At 30.8% G+C, this 12895-nt stretch carries 22 protein-coding genes and 1 pseudogene; 9 read left to right on the forward strand and 14 right to left on the reverse strand.

Translation table 11 applies throughout. The features are described 5' to 3' along the window. Positions 1-13: 13 nt before the first annotated feature. Positions 14-205 carry a small, acid-soluble spore protein, alpha/beta type gene (locus CLOPA_RS17950; protein WP_015616852.1) on the forward strand — a complete coding sequence of 64 codons (192 nt, stop codon included), beginning with the start codon at positions 14-16 and terminating at the stop codon, positions 203-205. 218 nt (positions 206-423) lie between these two features. On the opposite strand, the gene CLOPA_RS17955 is transcribed toward CLOPA_RS17950, so the two are convergent. Continuing rightward, positions 424-954 (reverse strand): NAD(P)H-dependent oxidoreductase, encoded by a 531-nt coding sequence (locus tag CLOPA_RS17955; protein WP_015616853.1) that lies wholly within the window; start codon positions 952-954, stop codon positions 424-426. Between the two features lie 309 nt (positions 955-1263). Here CLOPA_RS17955 and CLOPA_RS17960 point away from each other — a divergent pair, with 309 nt between their 5' ends. Then, complete coding sequence (locus tag CLOPA_RS17960) at positions 1264-1629, forward strand: winged helix-turn-helix transcriptional regulator (protein ID WP_015616854.1); 366 nt, start codon at positions 1264-1266, stop codon at positions 1627-1629. Between the two features lie 172 nt (positions 1630-1801). Here the strand turns inward: CLOPA_RS17960 and CLOPA_RS17965 are convergent, their stop codons facing one another. From CLOPA_RS17965 to CLOPA_RS18005, 11 genes and pseudogenes are all read right to left on the reverse strand, one after another. Then, on the reverse strand, positions 1802-3022 hold the full coding sequence (locus CLOPA_RS17965; RefSeq protein ID WP_015614553.1) for an IS256 family transposase: 1221 nt from the start codon (positions 3020-3022) through the stop codon (positions 1802-1804). Positions 3023-3125: 103 nt separating this feature from the next. Continuing rightward, a complete protein-coding gene (locus CLOPA_RS25290; RefSeq protein WP_155242010.1) occupies positions 3126-3236 on the reverse strand; it encodes a conjugal transfer protein in 111 nt (36 codons plus the stop codon). 170 nt (positions 3237-3406) lie between these two features. Continuing rightward, entirely contained in the window at positions 3407-3916 is a 510-nt protein-coding gene (locus tag CLOPA_RS17970; protein ID WP_015616855.1) for a YkgJ family cysteine cluster protein, read from the reverse strand. Positions 3917-3997: 81 nt separating this feature from the next. After that, positions 3998-5077 (reverse strand): plasmid pRiA4b ORF-3 family protein, encoded by a 1080-nt coding sequence (locus tag CLOPA_RS17975; RefSeq protein WP_015616856.1) that lies wholly within the window; start codon positions 5075-5077, stop codon positions 3998-4000. Between the two features lie 166 nt (positions 5078-5243). Continuing rightward, positions 5244-5627, reverse strand: coding sequence for a retropepsin-like aspartic protease (locus tag CLOPA_RS17980; RefSeq protein WP_015616857.1), 384 nt, complete (start codon positions 5625-5627; stop codon positions 5244-5246). Next, positions 5627-5872 carry a hypothetical protein gene (locus CLOPA_RS17985; RefSeq protein WP_015616858.1) on the reverse strand — a complete coding sequence of 82 codons (246 nt, stop codon included), beginning with the start codon at positions 5870-5872 and terminating at the stop codon, positions 5627-5629. Before CLOPA_RS17985 ends, CLOPA_RS17980 begins: the two co-directional genes overlap by 1 nt. A 102-nt stretch (positions 5873-5974) precedes the next feature. Further along, positions 5975-6115 (reverse strand): annotated as a pseudogene (locus CLOPA_RS26850) (DUF1016 N-terminal domain-containing protein); the annotation flags it as partial. A gap of 279 nt (positions 6116-6394) precedes the next feature. Then, a complete protein-coding gene (locus CLOPA_RS17990) occupies positions 6395-6667 on the reverse strand; it encodes a hypothetical protein (RefSeq protein ID WP_041710962.1) in 273 nt (90 codons plus the stop codon). 63 nt (positions 6668-6730) lie between these two features. Continuing rightward, the gene (locus tag CLOPA_RS17995) at positions 6731-7039 is read right to left on the reverse strand and encodes a hypothetical protein (RefSeq protein WP_155241936.1); all 309 of its coding nucleotides are present in this window, start codon (positions 7037-7039) and stop codon (positions 6731-6733) included. 230 nt (positions 7040-7269) lie between these two features. Beyond that, positions 7270-7833 carry an NAD(P)H-dependent oxidoreductase gene (locus CLOPA_RS18000; protein WP_015616860.1) on the reverse strand — a complete coding sequence of 188 codons (564 nt, stop codon included), beginning with the start codon at positions 7831-7833 and terminating at the stop codon, positions 7270-7272. A 66-nt stretch (positions 7834-7899) separates the two neighbouring features. Beyond that, on the reverse strand, positions 7900-8373 hold the full coding sequence (locus CLOPA_RS18005) for an HD domain-containing protein (RefSeq protein WP_015616861.1): 474 nt from the start codon (positions 8371-8373) through the stop codon (positions 7900-7902). A 272-nt stretch (positions 8374-8645) separates the two neighbouring features. Between CLOPA_RS18005 and CLOPA_RS18010 the strand changes: the two genes are divergently transcribed. The 6 genes from CLOPA_RS18010 to CLOPA_RS24535 all read left to right on the forward strand — a co-directional run bounded on the left by CLOPA_RS18010 (position 8646) and on the right by CLOPA_RS24535 (position 11209). Next, positions 8646-8888 carry a type II toxin-antitoxin system Phd/YefM family antitoxin gene (locus tag CLOPA_RS18010; protein ID WP_015616862.1) on the forward strand — a complete coding sequence of 81 codons (243 nt, stop codon included), beginning with the start codon at positions 8646-8648 and terminating at the stop codon, positions 8886-8888. After that, a complete protein-coding gene (locus CLOPA_RS18015; RefSeq protein ID WP_015616863.1) occupies positions 8885-9265 on the forward strand; it encodes a type II toxin-antitoxin system death-on-curing family toxin in 381 nt (126 codons plus the stop codon). Before CLOPA_RS18010 ends, CLOPA_RS18015 begins: the two co-directional genes overlap by 4 nt. Positions 9266-9672: 407 nt before the next feature. Continuing rightward, positions 9673-10062: a DUF2089 domain-containing protein gene (locus tag CLOPA_RS18020; RefSeq protein ID WP_015616864.1), complete on the forward strand. Its 390-nt coding sequence runs from the start codon at positions 9673-9675 to the stop codon at positions 10060-10062. A gap of 22 nt (positions 10063-10084) precedes the next feature. After that, positions 10085-10528, forward strand: coding sequence for an SHOCT-like domain-containing protein (locus CLOPA_RS18025; protein WP_015616865.1), 444 nt, complete (start codon positions 10085-10087; stop codon positions 10526-10528). A gap of 25 nt (positions 10529-10553) precedes the next feature. Beyond that, positions 10554-10832: a hypothetical protein gene (locus tag CLOPA_RS18030; RefSeq protein WP_172638625.1), complete on the forward strand. Its 279-nt coding sequence runs from the start codon at positions 10554-10556 to the stop codon at positions 10830-10832. Positions 10833-10855: 23 nt separating this feature from the next. Beyond that, positions 10856-11209: a phage holin family protein gene (locus tag CLOPA_RS24535; RefSeq protein WP_015616866.1), complete on the forward strand. Its 354-nt coding sequence runs from the start codon at positions 10856-10858 to the stop codon at positions 11207-11209. 86 nt (positions 11210-11295) lie between these two features. On the opposite strand, the gene CLOPA_RS25295 is transcribed toward CLOPA_RS24535, so the two are convergent. After that, on the reverse strand, positions 11296-11433 hold the full coding sequence (locus tag CLOPA_RS25295) for a hypothetical protein (RefSeq protein WP_015616867.1): 138 nt from the start codon (positions 11431-11433) through the stop codon (positions 11296-11298). 116 nt (positions 11434-11549) lie between these two features. On the opposite strand from CLOPA_RS25295, the gene CLOPA_RS18035 reads away from it, so the two are divergent. Beyond that, a complete protein-coding gene (locus tag CLOPA_RS18035; RefSeq protein ID WP_242834224.1) occupies positions 11550-12161 on the forward strand; it encodes an AEC family transporter in 612 nt (203 codons plus the stop codon). A gap of 472 nt (positions 12162-12633) precedes the next feature. On the opposite strand, the gene CLOPA_RS25300 is transcribed toward CLOPA_RS18035, so the two are convergent. After that, positions 12634-12795, reverse strand: coding sequence for a hypothetical protein (locus CLOPA_RS25300; protein WP_015616868.1), 162 nt, complete (start codon positions 12793-12795; stop codon positions 12634-12636). Positions 12796-12895: the final 100 nt, after the last annotated feature.

Consider the following 12895-nt stretch of genomic DNA (forward strand, 5'->3'; position numbering starts at 1 on the left):
GGAGATGTTAGATATGGCAAATAAAAAAAGTAAAGGTAGATTCTCTGTATCAGAGGGAAGAGAAGCTGCAGCTAAATTTAAGCTGGAAGCTGCCGAAGAAGTTGGAATTCCAACTAAAGGAACACATAGTGTGAATGTTACTTCAGAACAAAAAAATTCTGTTGGTGTAATTAATAAATCTAATAAAGGAACTAAAAAAATATAAAATGATTTTTTATACAATGTAAAAATAAATTTATAGTATAAATTTGTACAAATAAGAGCTGTGTCACAATGCATTTCCATGCATAGATAGTGACACAGCTTTTTAAATATTTAATTTAGACGCATGAAAAACAAAATTACCAAAAACAGTTTTTTATTTACTGTTTAGTAATTTAAGGTTTAATATTAATCTACAAAGCTAAAGTGTTTATTTTGTTGTTACTTATGGTCAAAGATATATTTGATATAGTCTTTTGCGCTCTGGTTAATATCTTCATCACTAGCTTGATACGAAGCCCCAAATATAGCAAAATATGGCAAAGAGACTGCACCAACATGCACTGCGGTTGCTTTAAAAGGAGCAATAACCTCATCTACTGTAAATTTAACTGAACCGGAAGGCAAATAATTATCTTTTTTATCGCCAATTGACATTGCTATCCCCAGCTTCTTCCCTTTGAGCTTATGACCTTTAGAACCATAAGACCACCCATGAGTGAAAACATCATCCAACCACTTTTTTAATAACGGGGGATAGCTATACCAATATAATGGAAATTGGAATATAATACTATCGTATGTCTCGATTAATTTTTGCTCTTTTAAAACATCAATATTCCAGTCTGGATACTCTTTGTAAATCTCATGAATAGTAATTTTATCAGGATATTGAAGCAATTCCTGTTTCCATCTTTTATTTATTTTTGAATCTTCTATGTTCGGGTGTGCTAAAATTACAAGTTTTTTCATAATAGTTCTCCTTTTCTTAAATTTTTATGAATTTATTTCAAAATCAAAAAAACAGGATATACTAAGCCAAACTGTTCTATCAATATTTATAAAGTGTGTTCTAATTTTAGCTCAAAAGTAAGTACAGCTCTTTATAATATTTTGTTTTTTTGAATATTTACATTTTATAACGCATGGAGTGTACTGTAAATACACACTTTCAAGTAACAATGTTACTTGAAAGTATGTATTAGATGGTGTTAGTATATGATAAAGGTAGTACTGGACTATAACTCTGCTATTATTTAAATTTGTAAAAAGGAGGTTATTATGAAGCAATATAATTTAGGTATAGAAGCTACACTTGAAATAATCGGAGGTAAATGGAAAGCATTAATCATATGCCTTTTAATGCATGGAAAAAAAAGGACAAGCGAATTACAACGTCGTATTCCGACTATTACTCAAAAGGTTCTTATTCAACAACTTCGTGAACTTGAAGAGGATGGTATTGTAGGTAGAATTGTATATAATCAAATGCCTCCCAGAGTTGAGTATCATATTACAGAGTATGGAGTATCAGTAAATAAAATAATTGATTTAATGTGTTCTTGGGGAAGAGATAATATTAAAAAAAGACAACAACAGGGAGAAGATATAGAATTATTACCAAATGATTTAAAAGCTATTGATTAGAGTACAAGAGTCTGTCAATAATTTTGTGTAAACTGCCATAAGAAATTTTAAATTAGATGTTTTTATGAGAAACTAGGTTTGGTATTAGAAATATAAAAACCTAGTTTTTTATATTTATTATATATTTTTACAGTAAAGCATTATAGCTATGACTAGAAGATTATAGGTAAATTTAAAAAATTACAGTTTCAAGCCTATCACTAAAATATATAGATAATTGAGCTAGTATTTGAGCCCATCCACGTATAGATTGGGTCCACTTTTTGCTTATATCCATTGTTGCTAGATAAAGCATTTTAAGTAAAGCATCATCTGAAGGAAATACGCTTTTACTCTTGGTTACTTTTCTTAATTGTCTATTATAGCTTTCCATTGCATTGGTAGTATATATTATTTTTCGTATCTCTGGCGGGTATTTGAAGAATGTAGAAAGTTCTTCCCAATTAGCTTTCCATGAGCGGATAGCAATAAGATATTTATCTCCCCATTTTTCTTCAAATTTAGCTAGCTCCGCTAAGGCTGCATCTTCTGTTGCAGATGTATATACTAGTTTTAAATCTGCATTGAATGCTTTTAAATCTTTATAAGATACATATTTAGAAGAGTTTCTAATTTGATGTATTATGCATCTCTGAATTTCAGTACGAGGATAAATCGCTTTAATAGCTTCTTTAAATCCATTAAGACCATCAACACAAGCTATAAGTATATCATTAACCCCTCTATTTTTAAGTTCATTTAATACTAAGAGCCAGTATTTTGATGTTTCATTAGCTCCAATCCAAATTCCCAAAACTTCTTTAATACCATCTAAGTTTACTCCAATAACTGCGTAAGCAGCCTTGTTTATGACTCTATTATCCTGTTTAACTTTATAATGTATGGCATCCATAAAGATTATAGGATAAACGGCTTCTAATGGTCTATTTTGCCATTCTTTAGCTATAGGAGTAATTTTATCTGTTATACCAGATATTAGTGTAGGCGAAGCCTCAAAACCATATATGTTTTCTAAGTGAGTAGCAATATCTCTGGTAGTCATTCCTTTTGCATACATACCAATAACTTGATCTTCAATTCCAGATATATCTGTTTGATTTTTCTTAACAACCTCCGGTTCAAAACTACTGTTTCTATCTCTTGGTACATCAAGTTGAAATTCTCCAAGATCTGAAATTACCTTTTTAGAGCTTCGTCCATTTCTACTATTAGATGTATTTTTATTTTTGTAGTCATATTTAGAATATCCCAGATGGTCATCAAGCTCCGCTTCTAACATTTCTTTAAGCGTATCGGCGAATAGATCTTTCAATGTTTCTTGAACATCTTTTGCACTTGTAGGCTTTGTTTCCTTAATAAGTTGTTTAATAAGTTCCTTTCTTGAAAAAGACATAATCTGTGCACCCTCCATTTAATAAGAATAATTATATCATCTTTATGGAGTTTACACAGATTATTTTACACTCTCGAGTACAATCATTAGCTTGTTTTTCTTTTTATTTTATAATTGTCCAATTTTCAAACTTTTGTAAGGTTAAAGTAAATTGTGAGATTTGAGTTGCTTTCGTTTGTTGGTCTAGGTATTTCACGGATACATTTACAATGATTTGATTATCTTTATAACAGCATTGTGTTCAAAAATCAATTCGCTACGCAGTGCGTAGCTATTATAAATTAAAATATTATCTTCAATTTCATCCTCTCGTTCCAAAATATTCATGATTCTCAGTGATTTTACTACTACTATTCATTAAAATCATTGTCATATCTGTAAATTTTAATTTCTTTTTCTTCTTTTGAAATTATACATTTTTTTCAGTCTTTCAAGTATTTCAAAAACAACTGGACATACACCCGCAGAGCCAATTATGCTGTACAAACTGAATAATCTCTCTGGCTTATTTGTAAATGGATAATCTCTATAACCTTCTGGTTTACAGCTTTCAATCTTGCATATGCCACTTTCACTTAGGAAATAACATGGTTTTCCTTTTACCTCATATCCATTAGCAGTCATTTCTATGTGTTTATTCATAAATTCCCCCTTTGTCATTTTAAGTAACTTTGCAGCTGACTCTATTTCAGTTTCTTCAAAGGTTATTGAATATATCTTGCAGCAATTTCTACACTTATTACAATCATAATTATGGAATAATTCACTATGAAGCTTCGCAAATTGCTCATCTAATTCGTCTGAATCTGCATGATTTTTTAAATATGTTCTAAAAGCATAATTTTCATCTTCAGCCTTTTTAAATTCTTCTTCTATTTTTGATGGCTCTATCATTATAATTATCCCCTACCTTTTAATTTCTCTTGAATAATCCATTGAAAATAAACCTGATAAATATTTATAATGTTCATTTATCTACCACAAATACTTCAATTTTCTATTAACCATATCAATATCAAATCCCCCATAATCCTGACTGTCTGCCCATTGTTTCATATGCTCATATTCTTCGTGAATAGGATTACTCATAATTTCTATAAATTCTTCATATCCATGTTCTCCGCCTACATCTTCTGGAGGTTTATCGCCACTGCCATCTAAACAATAAGAATAATTTTTGTCATAGTCAAAAATAGCATCCTCAACTTTGATGATATGTTCCCAATTATCTCCGTAATCATATCTATATTTCAGACTTTTGTATTCGGGAAGATAATCTGAAAGCTTCACTTTACTTTCCATAACCATAGGAGTATCCATTTGATATTCAAAATCTTCTTCACTTCCAACAATATTTATGATTGGCTCATCTCCTCTGTAAACCAAAAAATCATGCAGGTGATAATCTTTCCAATCAAACAGTTTTTGCATTACTTGATGAAATTCTCCAAAGGTATAATTAAGAGGAACAATTGCACTTCTCCATATATGAAATTTTTCTAGATCTAATTTTACTTTTATTTTTATTGCCTTGCACATAATAATGGGATTTTTATATTTTTTCTCTAATTCTTCATAAAGTATTTCATTTGGATGTTTAATTTCGCTTTCGCAATCAACATAAATAAAACGGTATGCTTTTTTAGCCAAGCAGGTCTGGATAATACTATTTTCTGCAATAAAATCAGAATATACTTCTGCCGCCTCGCAACCTTTATTCATCCTAGAAACGAGAGTTCTGTTTTGCGTTTTGGAGAAAACTATTTCACCAGCATCTTGTAAATAATTTAAAACAACCTCCGGATTAATTCCATCATCTACAAAGGTCCTATAAATCGCATCTACAATAAGTGCAGAGATATTCTTAAACTCTTTTGTTTTTAAACCATATAATATAACTGAATAACGGCTTGCATCATTGACAAGCACAACTGCGTTTCTTCGATTGATCTTTATAATATTTGCGTGCCAGGAAAATAAAGGGTCTTCTACTTCAGAAAGAATCGGATTGATTTTCAATTCATCTTGCAACTTTTTTGTACAGTTTATTATCATAATAAATTTACCTTCTCATCATTGTAAATTCATTTCATAAATATTAGCAAGCAGAAACTTCCAGTTTCTGCTATGGGGTCAATCCCCATAGCAGAATTTTCAAAAAAAATATATAAAAATACAGACAACCATATTTAATTTTCTGTAAACTAATTAGGTGAAATACTCAACTTATATCAATATTCAAATTTTTCAAATCAATTATTGCTCCAACTTTAATAAGAATGTCCAATCCAATCAATCCATTTATCTCTCCTGTAGTATCAATTATACCAAAGTCAATTTCAATATCTTTTATACCTTGAGAGCCTAATTTAATTTCATTAATCTTTTTTATAAAAGCAATATGTGAACTTCCACCAACACCGTAGTATTCCATAATTCTATCACCCAGCTCAGCATATATTCCGATGTCATCTACTGCATCAGGAGATATAATGGAACCAGCTGCTCCAGTATCAATTACCACATTATCAATTATCTTTGAATTACCTTTATAGGAAATATTAATAGATGTATATATTAATCCATCTCTATATTCAATTTTCATTAAATTGCACCTCTGTAGCCTCTAATGTTTTTTACCTCAACAAATATACTTTTATTTCCTGTATGGTAGACTATTGTATTATCTCTAGCATGAACTAACTCTTTTGTTGCTTCCTTGTTATCATCAATAACTTTTATAACAGCCATATCATCAATATATTTTTTGTTTCCTTCCATATGTGATTCTAATATCTGAAGCTTTACAAATTTATCTGGATATGTTTTTCTTATTTCTTCCCATTTCATGTAAAACACCTTCCTTAATATGGACTTTTCTATTATATATTATAACATATTACTTAATTTATTAATCATTATCGGTATTATAAAGTACTTACAGAACGGTGTCTAACGGTAGTTCCAGCTGCTTAGGTCGACTACCCTTGGTCTTAATTTAACAAAGTGAGACCAAGATAATTTTGCAGACACTGTCTGCAAATTTTTTTTATCAGAAAAAATCTCATAAAATTTAGCCATATTTAACAAATTCCTTTGACTATATTATTTACCAAGCACAAGGTCCCATTTTATGCCAAAAAACATCCTTGTGATGATGGCTTGCCCAAACTTTCTACTCGACATGAGCCTGGTCAGAGTTAAATTCAAACCTTTCAAGTCTATCTCTGCACATTTTTCTTTCCTCATCATTGAAAAGTTCAGCTATATACCCCCAAAACCTTTATTTTAGTTCATTCATAAAACTTGGATTGATTGTCAAATAGCCTCTTTCATTATTACAAATACCCGCCCAATCTAGAACTGCAGCAATTACGAACCTGGGTCCAAATGCAGTTTGACCTTCCTGACCCCGTGTACTTTATAGGCAATATATCCTTCAATTGAGTTAAGTGGTAAATCATCACTACCAAGATTAGCACCGGAACGTGCTTTACCTTTAATGGCTTTGCCTCCGTTATTGACTACAACCTCAACTGCAGCATCAAAAGCTTCCCATACTAACTGATTTGCTGGAGAAATTTTGGGTGAGACTAGCTCATTACCGTTAACATCATACCGTATATCACAAGAATCACCCTGCAACAACCGAATAGTAGCTCTTCCTCCACAGTCATTTAACTTTTCTTTTTCAATATACTTATCCCATTAAAAAAGCCAGCCGAAATGAATATTAACAATCCATTTAAAAATTTTCTTTTTAGTTTCTGCTGAATTAGTTGATAAAATTATTTTACATATCATTTTCTTTAAAATTACATTTCTCTGAAACATATTTTCTTCTGATATTAATTCATTAAACTGTATCTCATTAAATATTTTATTTTCTACTGCATCTAAAAGCTCCATCTCTAAAGGTGTATTCCAAATATATGATTTATTTAAATAAGAACTATATGGTTTCAAATAATTTACGATTTTATTTATATCAAATAATTCACTATATTTAATCTTCATACCAATACTTAGCAAGACAAATAGAAGCTCTATAAGAATTTAGAATTGATGACAGAGATAGCAAAACAAATTGTGTTCACAATTTATTAATATCCCCCTGGGGTTTTTGCGAACGTAGTGAACTTGCTAATAATTTAGTTCAAACTGTACATCAAGTGCTATAGAGATTATTTAGTGGAACAATTGAGGACCCACTTGCTATTGATATTATAATTCCACTCCTTCTTCCTTCATTTTTTTGTAAGATTTCTAAGGGCAGCCTTTGGATCTAACTCAGGATTTAAAACATGTGCAACATATGCTTTCGCACCTTTTTCTATTTCATCATCACTGGCTACTACAGCACCATAAAAAACGTATGGAGTTAGATAAGTAGTACCTATCAAATTACTTGTAGCTTGAAGAGGTCTTAATAATTCACTTAAAGTATAGTTATTATATCCACCTGCTAGATAGGAATTCTGTGGCCCTCCAGTAGATACTGCTAAAACAAATTCCTTACCATTAAGCTTATTTCCATTTGGACCATAAGCCCAGCCATAAGTTAAAACAGTATCTTGCCATTTTTTAATTAGTGATGGAGTACTGTACCAGTAGAACGGAAATTGAAGTACTATTCTATCATTGTCTAATAAAAGCTGCTGTTCTCTTTCTACATCAATTTTTTCATCTTCATATTCTTTATAAAGTTCATGTACTGTAACCTTAGGCTGTTTTTTTATTTCCTCCATAAATCTCTTATTAATTCTTGATTCCTCCATATTAGGATGAGCTACTATTACTAAAGTTTTCATATTATTAATCCTCCCAGTTTATTAAAAGTATTTCTAAACTATTATTATCATTATAAAATAAAATATTTAATTTACATGATCCATATTCAATTCTTGAATCAACTTTTCTAGTCTTTTCTTTTCCTTTTTAGCCACCTTGGCATTTATATCATATAGGTAATGATGCAGTGTATCAGCATCCTTAAGTGTTTCATCATAAATTCCATCTATGTCTAGTTTGCTGCTATGATTATGAATTGCCATGCAGATAATATCAGCTTCTTCTTTACTAAAACAATTAAGCTCACTTAAGATTTTTCTAGCTTCAATAGAACCCAGTATTGCATGGTCAGTACTGTTGCTAGTTTTATAAGTATATATGTCATGAAGCATTCCTGAAATAGTACAGAGCTCTGCATTGATTCCTCTTTTTAATGCAAGTAAATTACAAAAGGAAGATACCGCATATAAATGAACATAGCCATGATTTCTTAACTCTAAATCAGTCTGATTGTTTAAAATATCATTAACAGTTATACGTATTTTTACTAATCTATTCATAGTTTATCACCCTTTATTTAAATATTTTACATAAACATACCTGTAACTCTATTTTATCATCTTATGAGTTTTATCAGTAGTGCATAATATTTAAATCGAAAATAATAAGGTCAAACCTCCGAGACGCTAGGAGGTGAGTGGAAGTCGCTCCTTGCTAAAGCCGAAGAAATAGATAAGTGTCCGGAATATTTTAATAATAATTTTAAAAAATAGGATAAATTTATCCTAAATATGATATGATATATATAAGATAAATATTTGGAGGGATTTATATGTTAGTAAATACTCATAAAATTATTTCTATGTCTGAAGCTAATCAAAATTTTTCTAAAATAGCAAAAATAGTTGATGAAGACAAATCTGTAGTAATAATGAAGAATAATAAACCTAAATATATTCTTTTAGATTTTGAAGAATTTAGTAAAGAAGCTACTTCAGAAGAAGAAAAGCTAGATACTATTGCTAATAGAATATTAGAAGAAAACATGGAAGCATTTAAGGAATTAGCTAGATAAAGTATATTTCAATTGAATATGTTTTAAAACTTCATAAAAAACTTATAACAGCTACAGGTGGATCAAGTGAATTAAGAGATATAGAATTGTTAAAATCATCAATAGAAAATTCAAAGTCAACTTTCAATGGAGAAGATCTCTATCCTACTCTTGAAGATAAATGTGCAAATATTTGTTATAGTATGATAAATAATCATTCTTTTGTAGATGGAAATAAAAGAATAGGAATATATGTAATGCTCATATTATTGGAATATAATGGAATTAAATTAAAATTTACTCAAAATGAGTTAATTAACTTAGGGTTAGGCATAGCAAAGGGAGATTTTAAACAAGAGTATATAATATTATGGATAAAAAATCACTATACCAAGTAAACATGTATAGTGATTTTTTTATTTAATGCATAATATCTGAAAAATATTCTTATAATTGATTAATTACACTTACATATGTACTTTCAAGTGTAAAAATATCACTATTCAAAGCATTGTCTATCTTTGTAACCGATGAATTATTTGATTTAAAACTATTACATTAACTTATTAGTAAAACAAATTGTGTTCACAATTTGTTTACATCCCTCGAGGGCCTTAGTGGGGCCATCGATGACCCACTTGCTACTGGCTATAAAATATTAATTATTTAATTTTCATAATTAATATAATTAATATTTTTATTAATTATATTAATATTTTTATTAATTATATTAATATTAATATTGACTTTATGAATTGACGGGTGTATATTAAAACCATAATAGTACATTAAGAAGGTGAAAATAATGAAATACAAAGCCCCGGGCAAATGTCCCGTATGTGGTGAAAAACTTTCCATTACCAAACTCAACTGTCCCAAGTGCTCTACATCCATTGAAGGTGACTTCCAGCCCTGTGAATTTTGTCGTCTTCCTGAAGAAGATCTTGATTTTGTCAAAGTATTCATTAAATGCCGGGGCAACATTAAAGATGTGGAAAAAGAACTTGGCATCTCTTATCCCACCGTCCGTGGCAAGTTAGATGCAGTTATAAAAGCTCTAGGCCTAGAAATACCTGCTAAAGATACTGTAAAGGATAAAGATTTAAAGGAATCAGCTAAAATGGAAATTCTAGAGCAATTATCAAAGGGTGAAATCACTGCCAAAGAGGCAACTGAAAAAATTAAAAATCTATAATTAATTTATGGGAGTGTTGAAAATGAGTGAACAACAAAAAATATTGGAAATGATTGAAAAAGGTCAAATTACAGCTGCTGAAGGTATGGAACTTCTGGAAGCCCTCAATACCACTAAGGAACCTGAACCAATTGAAACCTCTAAAGCTCTGACCGGAGCCAAATTCAATTATAAATTTTTTAAGGTAAAGGTTACCTCTGACAATAATACAGTGAATGTAAAAGTTAATATTCCTATACGCCTGTTAACCACCATCGGTGAAATAGCAAGCAAAATGACTACTATGGTACCAGCAGATGCCCGAAAAGAAATGGAGAGCAAAGGCATTGACATCACAAGCATCGATTTCGCTAAAATTATTGAAGAAATATTAAACGGCACATTGGATGATCCGAATATCGTAGATGTTGAAGCATGGGATGAAGAACACAAAGCCATGGTAAAGGTAAAAATATATGTGGAATAAAAGCTTTCGTATAATATGGCTGAAATTGCAGATAGGGAAAAATAAGCATTTTTATTTTTCCTTTCCTATTCCCTTGTATATCTTTCAGGAATTGTTGGACAGTACCCTGGATTTATTGAAATTTGCAGGCTTATTTGTATCAAACAAGCCTAATTCGGATTCATACTCATCCTTTACTGTATATACTGCCAAAGAACTTGTGCAAATGATAATTGATCTGTGTGATTCATCATCAGAGTTTGAACCCTATGACTTTGTTGACGTAACCACTGATAAAGTCAGGATATCAATAAAAATCAGGTAAATCTTATCCATATGGAGGTAAACATGACAAAAGTCATCTTAAAATATTTATCAATTATATTGACCATTTATTTATTATCAATGTTAATTCATACAATTTATATTGGTGATACACTCTCATTGCTGATTATGGGATTGGTTTTATTAATAATCAATCTATTGTTGAAACCATTTTTGCTGTTGATTACATTGCCATTAAGCATCCTCACCTTAGGTTTATTCACCTTTATCGTAAATGCCTGGACCATATTGATTGCGGATCACTTTGTATCCGGAGTGAATATGGGTGGATTTCTCGATTCCCTGCTTGCTTCATTCATTATTGTTATCTTACATCATCTGCTGAGGGATATGAATAAACCGTCAAAGCACTACTAGAAAAAATTGGATAGCTACTATTTTTTATAACAAAAATAACTAGTGGCAAGCTCTCAAAATACTTGCCACTATATAATTTTTTCAGGTTAAGATCTTGGCCTTACATTATCATTTTTCTTACTTTTTGCTGTCTTCTCTGAATTATGCTCTACCTCACCATTATCTTTTCTTTTCATTCCTGCTGAAGACATTTGCTGATTTGTAAGTTGTTGTTTTCCTGCCATTTTTAACACCTCTTTATTCTAATTTTTTTATTTCTTACAAGATTAGTGTCCCCTTTTATATCAGACATTACTCTATAAAGTTCTTTAAAGTAAACAAATTCAACTTTAAAGTTACTTTGCCTATTCTGCTCTTTACAGATATAGGAGCCACTAATATAATTAAGAATTTTGATACAAAGTATATATTGTTTTGTGCCGTAGTTACATCAATTTGTTTTTGGTCAATCTGGTTCTTTACCAAAAAATTTATGAAAGATTCCTATATGACTGGAGCTTTTGTGCAAGCTTCTTTTCGTGGAAGTGCCGCCATTCTTGGAATTGCTTTTATTCAAAATATCTACGGAAATTCAGGTATGGCTCCCATGATGATTATAGGTGCCGTACCTCTTTATAACATATATTCTGTTATTGTGCTTACCTTTGAAGGTGAAAATGGCAAACAGGGAAACGATAATATAAAAAAAGCATGTATCAATATTATAAAGAATCCCATCATTATTGGAATTTTACTGGGGATGTTAATATCCTTATTAAATATTAGGTTCCCTCAGATGGTTGATAAAACATTAAAAAGTTTTGCAGTTATGGCATCTCCCCTGGCTCTAGTCACCATTGGAGCTGGTTTTCAGGAAAGAAAAGCACTGGCAAAGATAAAGCCAACTTTATTATCAGCTTTTACTCTGACATTCTGCATTTTTGTATTAAAAGTTTTTGGACTTATTATTTAATCGAAATAAAGCACCTTGAGTACATCATCAGCCCATATAGAATCTCCATTTAACAACACTAGCAAGCAGAAACTTCCAGTTTCTCCTATAGGGTCAGTCCCCTTAGGAGATGATTGGAAGTCAGCTCCTTGCTATAAAACTTGCATCTATTACAACTTTGAATTCAGTATTTCATAAACTCTCAAGGTGCTTTTAACATTATCCGTAGTAAATGCTTCACCAGTCATTTGAAAGGTTACAAAGCAAACATTTCCGGCTGCATTTATATAATTATCTTGTATTACTCCTTTTAAACGATGTCTAGAAATTATGTTAAGGTCAGTATTGAATACTTCAAGTGTACTCAGTATCAGCCTTCTTCTTTATAAGTTTGGTCTTTTTAGTTTTGTCATCAAAGTGGCATAAATAAAAACATCCATTCTTTAATACTGACCATACATAATAATCAGCAATATCTTCAATGAACAGTTGTTCACCATGAATATTGTATCTTCTCCATAGCTACCTCAAATTTCTTCGAGGTGATTGTAGTCCACTCAGGATTAAATTGTTTTATAAGGCTGCCTGGCAATAATTTTTCCGCCTCGTCAATTGACAGCTTGTGAATCTGAAGATTAGCCAGTGTTGTCCCCATTTGTCTCCCTCCAAACTAAATCATTTGTTACTTTAGCAACTCTTACCCATTTGCTTCCTTGTATCTGCTATGATATCAGTCCCCCTAGGAGATGACTGGA

It is taken from the genome of Clostridium pasteurianum BC1 (genome assembly GCF_000389635.1).
GTDB lineage: Bacteria > Bacillota > Clostridia > Clostridiales > Clostridiaceae > Clostridium_I > Clostridium_I pasteurianum_A.

Coding starts and splice junctions, on each gene's coding strand:
- CLOPA_RS17995 (WP_155241936.1), bottom strand. CDS start 7,039: ATGAAGATTAAATATAGTGAATTATTTGATATAAATAAAATCGTAAAT.
- CLOPA_RS17980 (WP_015616857.1), bottom strand. CDS start 5,627: ATGAAAATTGAATATAGAGATGGATTAATATATACATCTATTAATATT.
- CLOPA_RS17975 (WP_015616856.1), bottom strand. CDS start 5,077: ATGATAATAAACTGTACAAAAAAGTTGCAAGATGAATTGAAAATCAAT.
- CLOPA_RS18000 (WP_015616860.1), bottom strand. CDS start 7,833: ATGAAAACTTTAGTAATAGTAGCTCATCCTAATATGGAGGAATCAAGA.
- CLOPA_RS17950 (WP_015616852.1), top strand. CDS start 14: ATGGCAAATAAAAAAAGTAAAGGTAGATTCTCTGTATCAGAGGGAAGA.
- CLOPA_RS18020 (WP_015616864.1), top strand. CDS start 9,673: ATGAAATACAAAGCCCCGGGCAAATGTCCCGTATGTGGTGAAAAACTT.
- CLOPA_RS17985 (WP_015616858.1), bottom strand. CDS start 5,872: ATGAAATGGGAAGAAATAAGAAAAACATATCCAGATAAATTTGTAAAG.
- CLOPA_RS25295 (WP_015616867.1), bottom strand. CDS start 11,433: ATGGCAGGAAAACAACAACTTACAAATCAGCAAATGTCTTCAGCAGGA.
- CLOPA_RS17970 (WP_015616855.1), bottom strand. CDS start 3,916: ATGATAGAGCCATCAAAAATAGAAGAAGAATTTAAAAAGGCTGAAGAT.
- CLOPA_RS18010 (WP_015616862.1), top strand. CDS start 8,646: ATGTTAGTAAATACTCATAAAATTATTTCTATGTCTGAAGCTAATCAA.
- CLOPA_RS24535 (WP_015616866.1), top strand. CDS start 10,856: ATGACAAAAGTCATCTTAAAATATTTATCAATTATATTGACCATTTAT.
- CLOPA_RS18025 (WP_015616865.1), top strand. CDS start 10,085: ATGAGTGAACAACAAAAAATATTGGAAATGATTGAAAAAGGTCAAATT.
- CLOPA_RS25300 (WP_015616868.1), bottom strand. CDS start 12,795: ATGGGGACAACACTGGCTAATCTTCAGATTCACAAGCTGTCAATTGAC.
- CLOPA_RS18005 (WP_015616861.1), bottom strand. CDS start 8,373: ATGAATAGATTAGTAAAAATACGTATAACTGTTAATGATATTTTAAAC.
- CLOPA_RS17955 (WP_015616853.1), bottom strand. CDS start 954: ATGAAAAAACTTGTAATTTTAGCACACCCGAACATAGAAGATTCAAAA.
- CLOPA_RS17960 (WP_015616854.1), top strand. CDS start 1,264: ATGAAGCAATATAATTTAGGTATAGAAGCTACACTTGAAATAATCGGA.
- CLOPA_RS17965 (WP_015614553.1), bottom strand. CDS start 3,022: ATGTCTTTTTCAAGAAAGGAACTTATTAAACAACTTATTAAGGAAACA.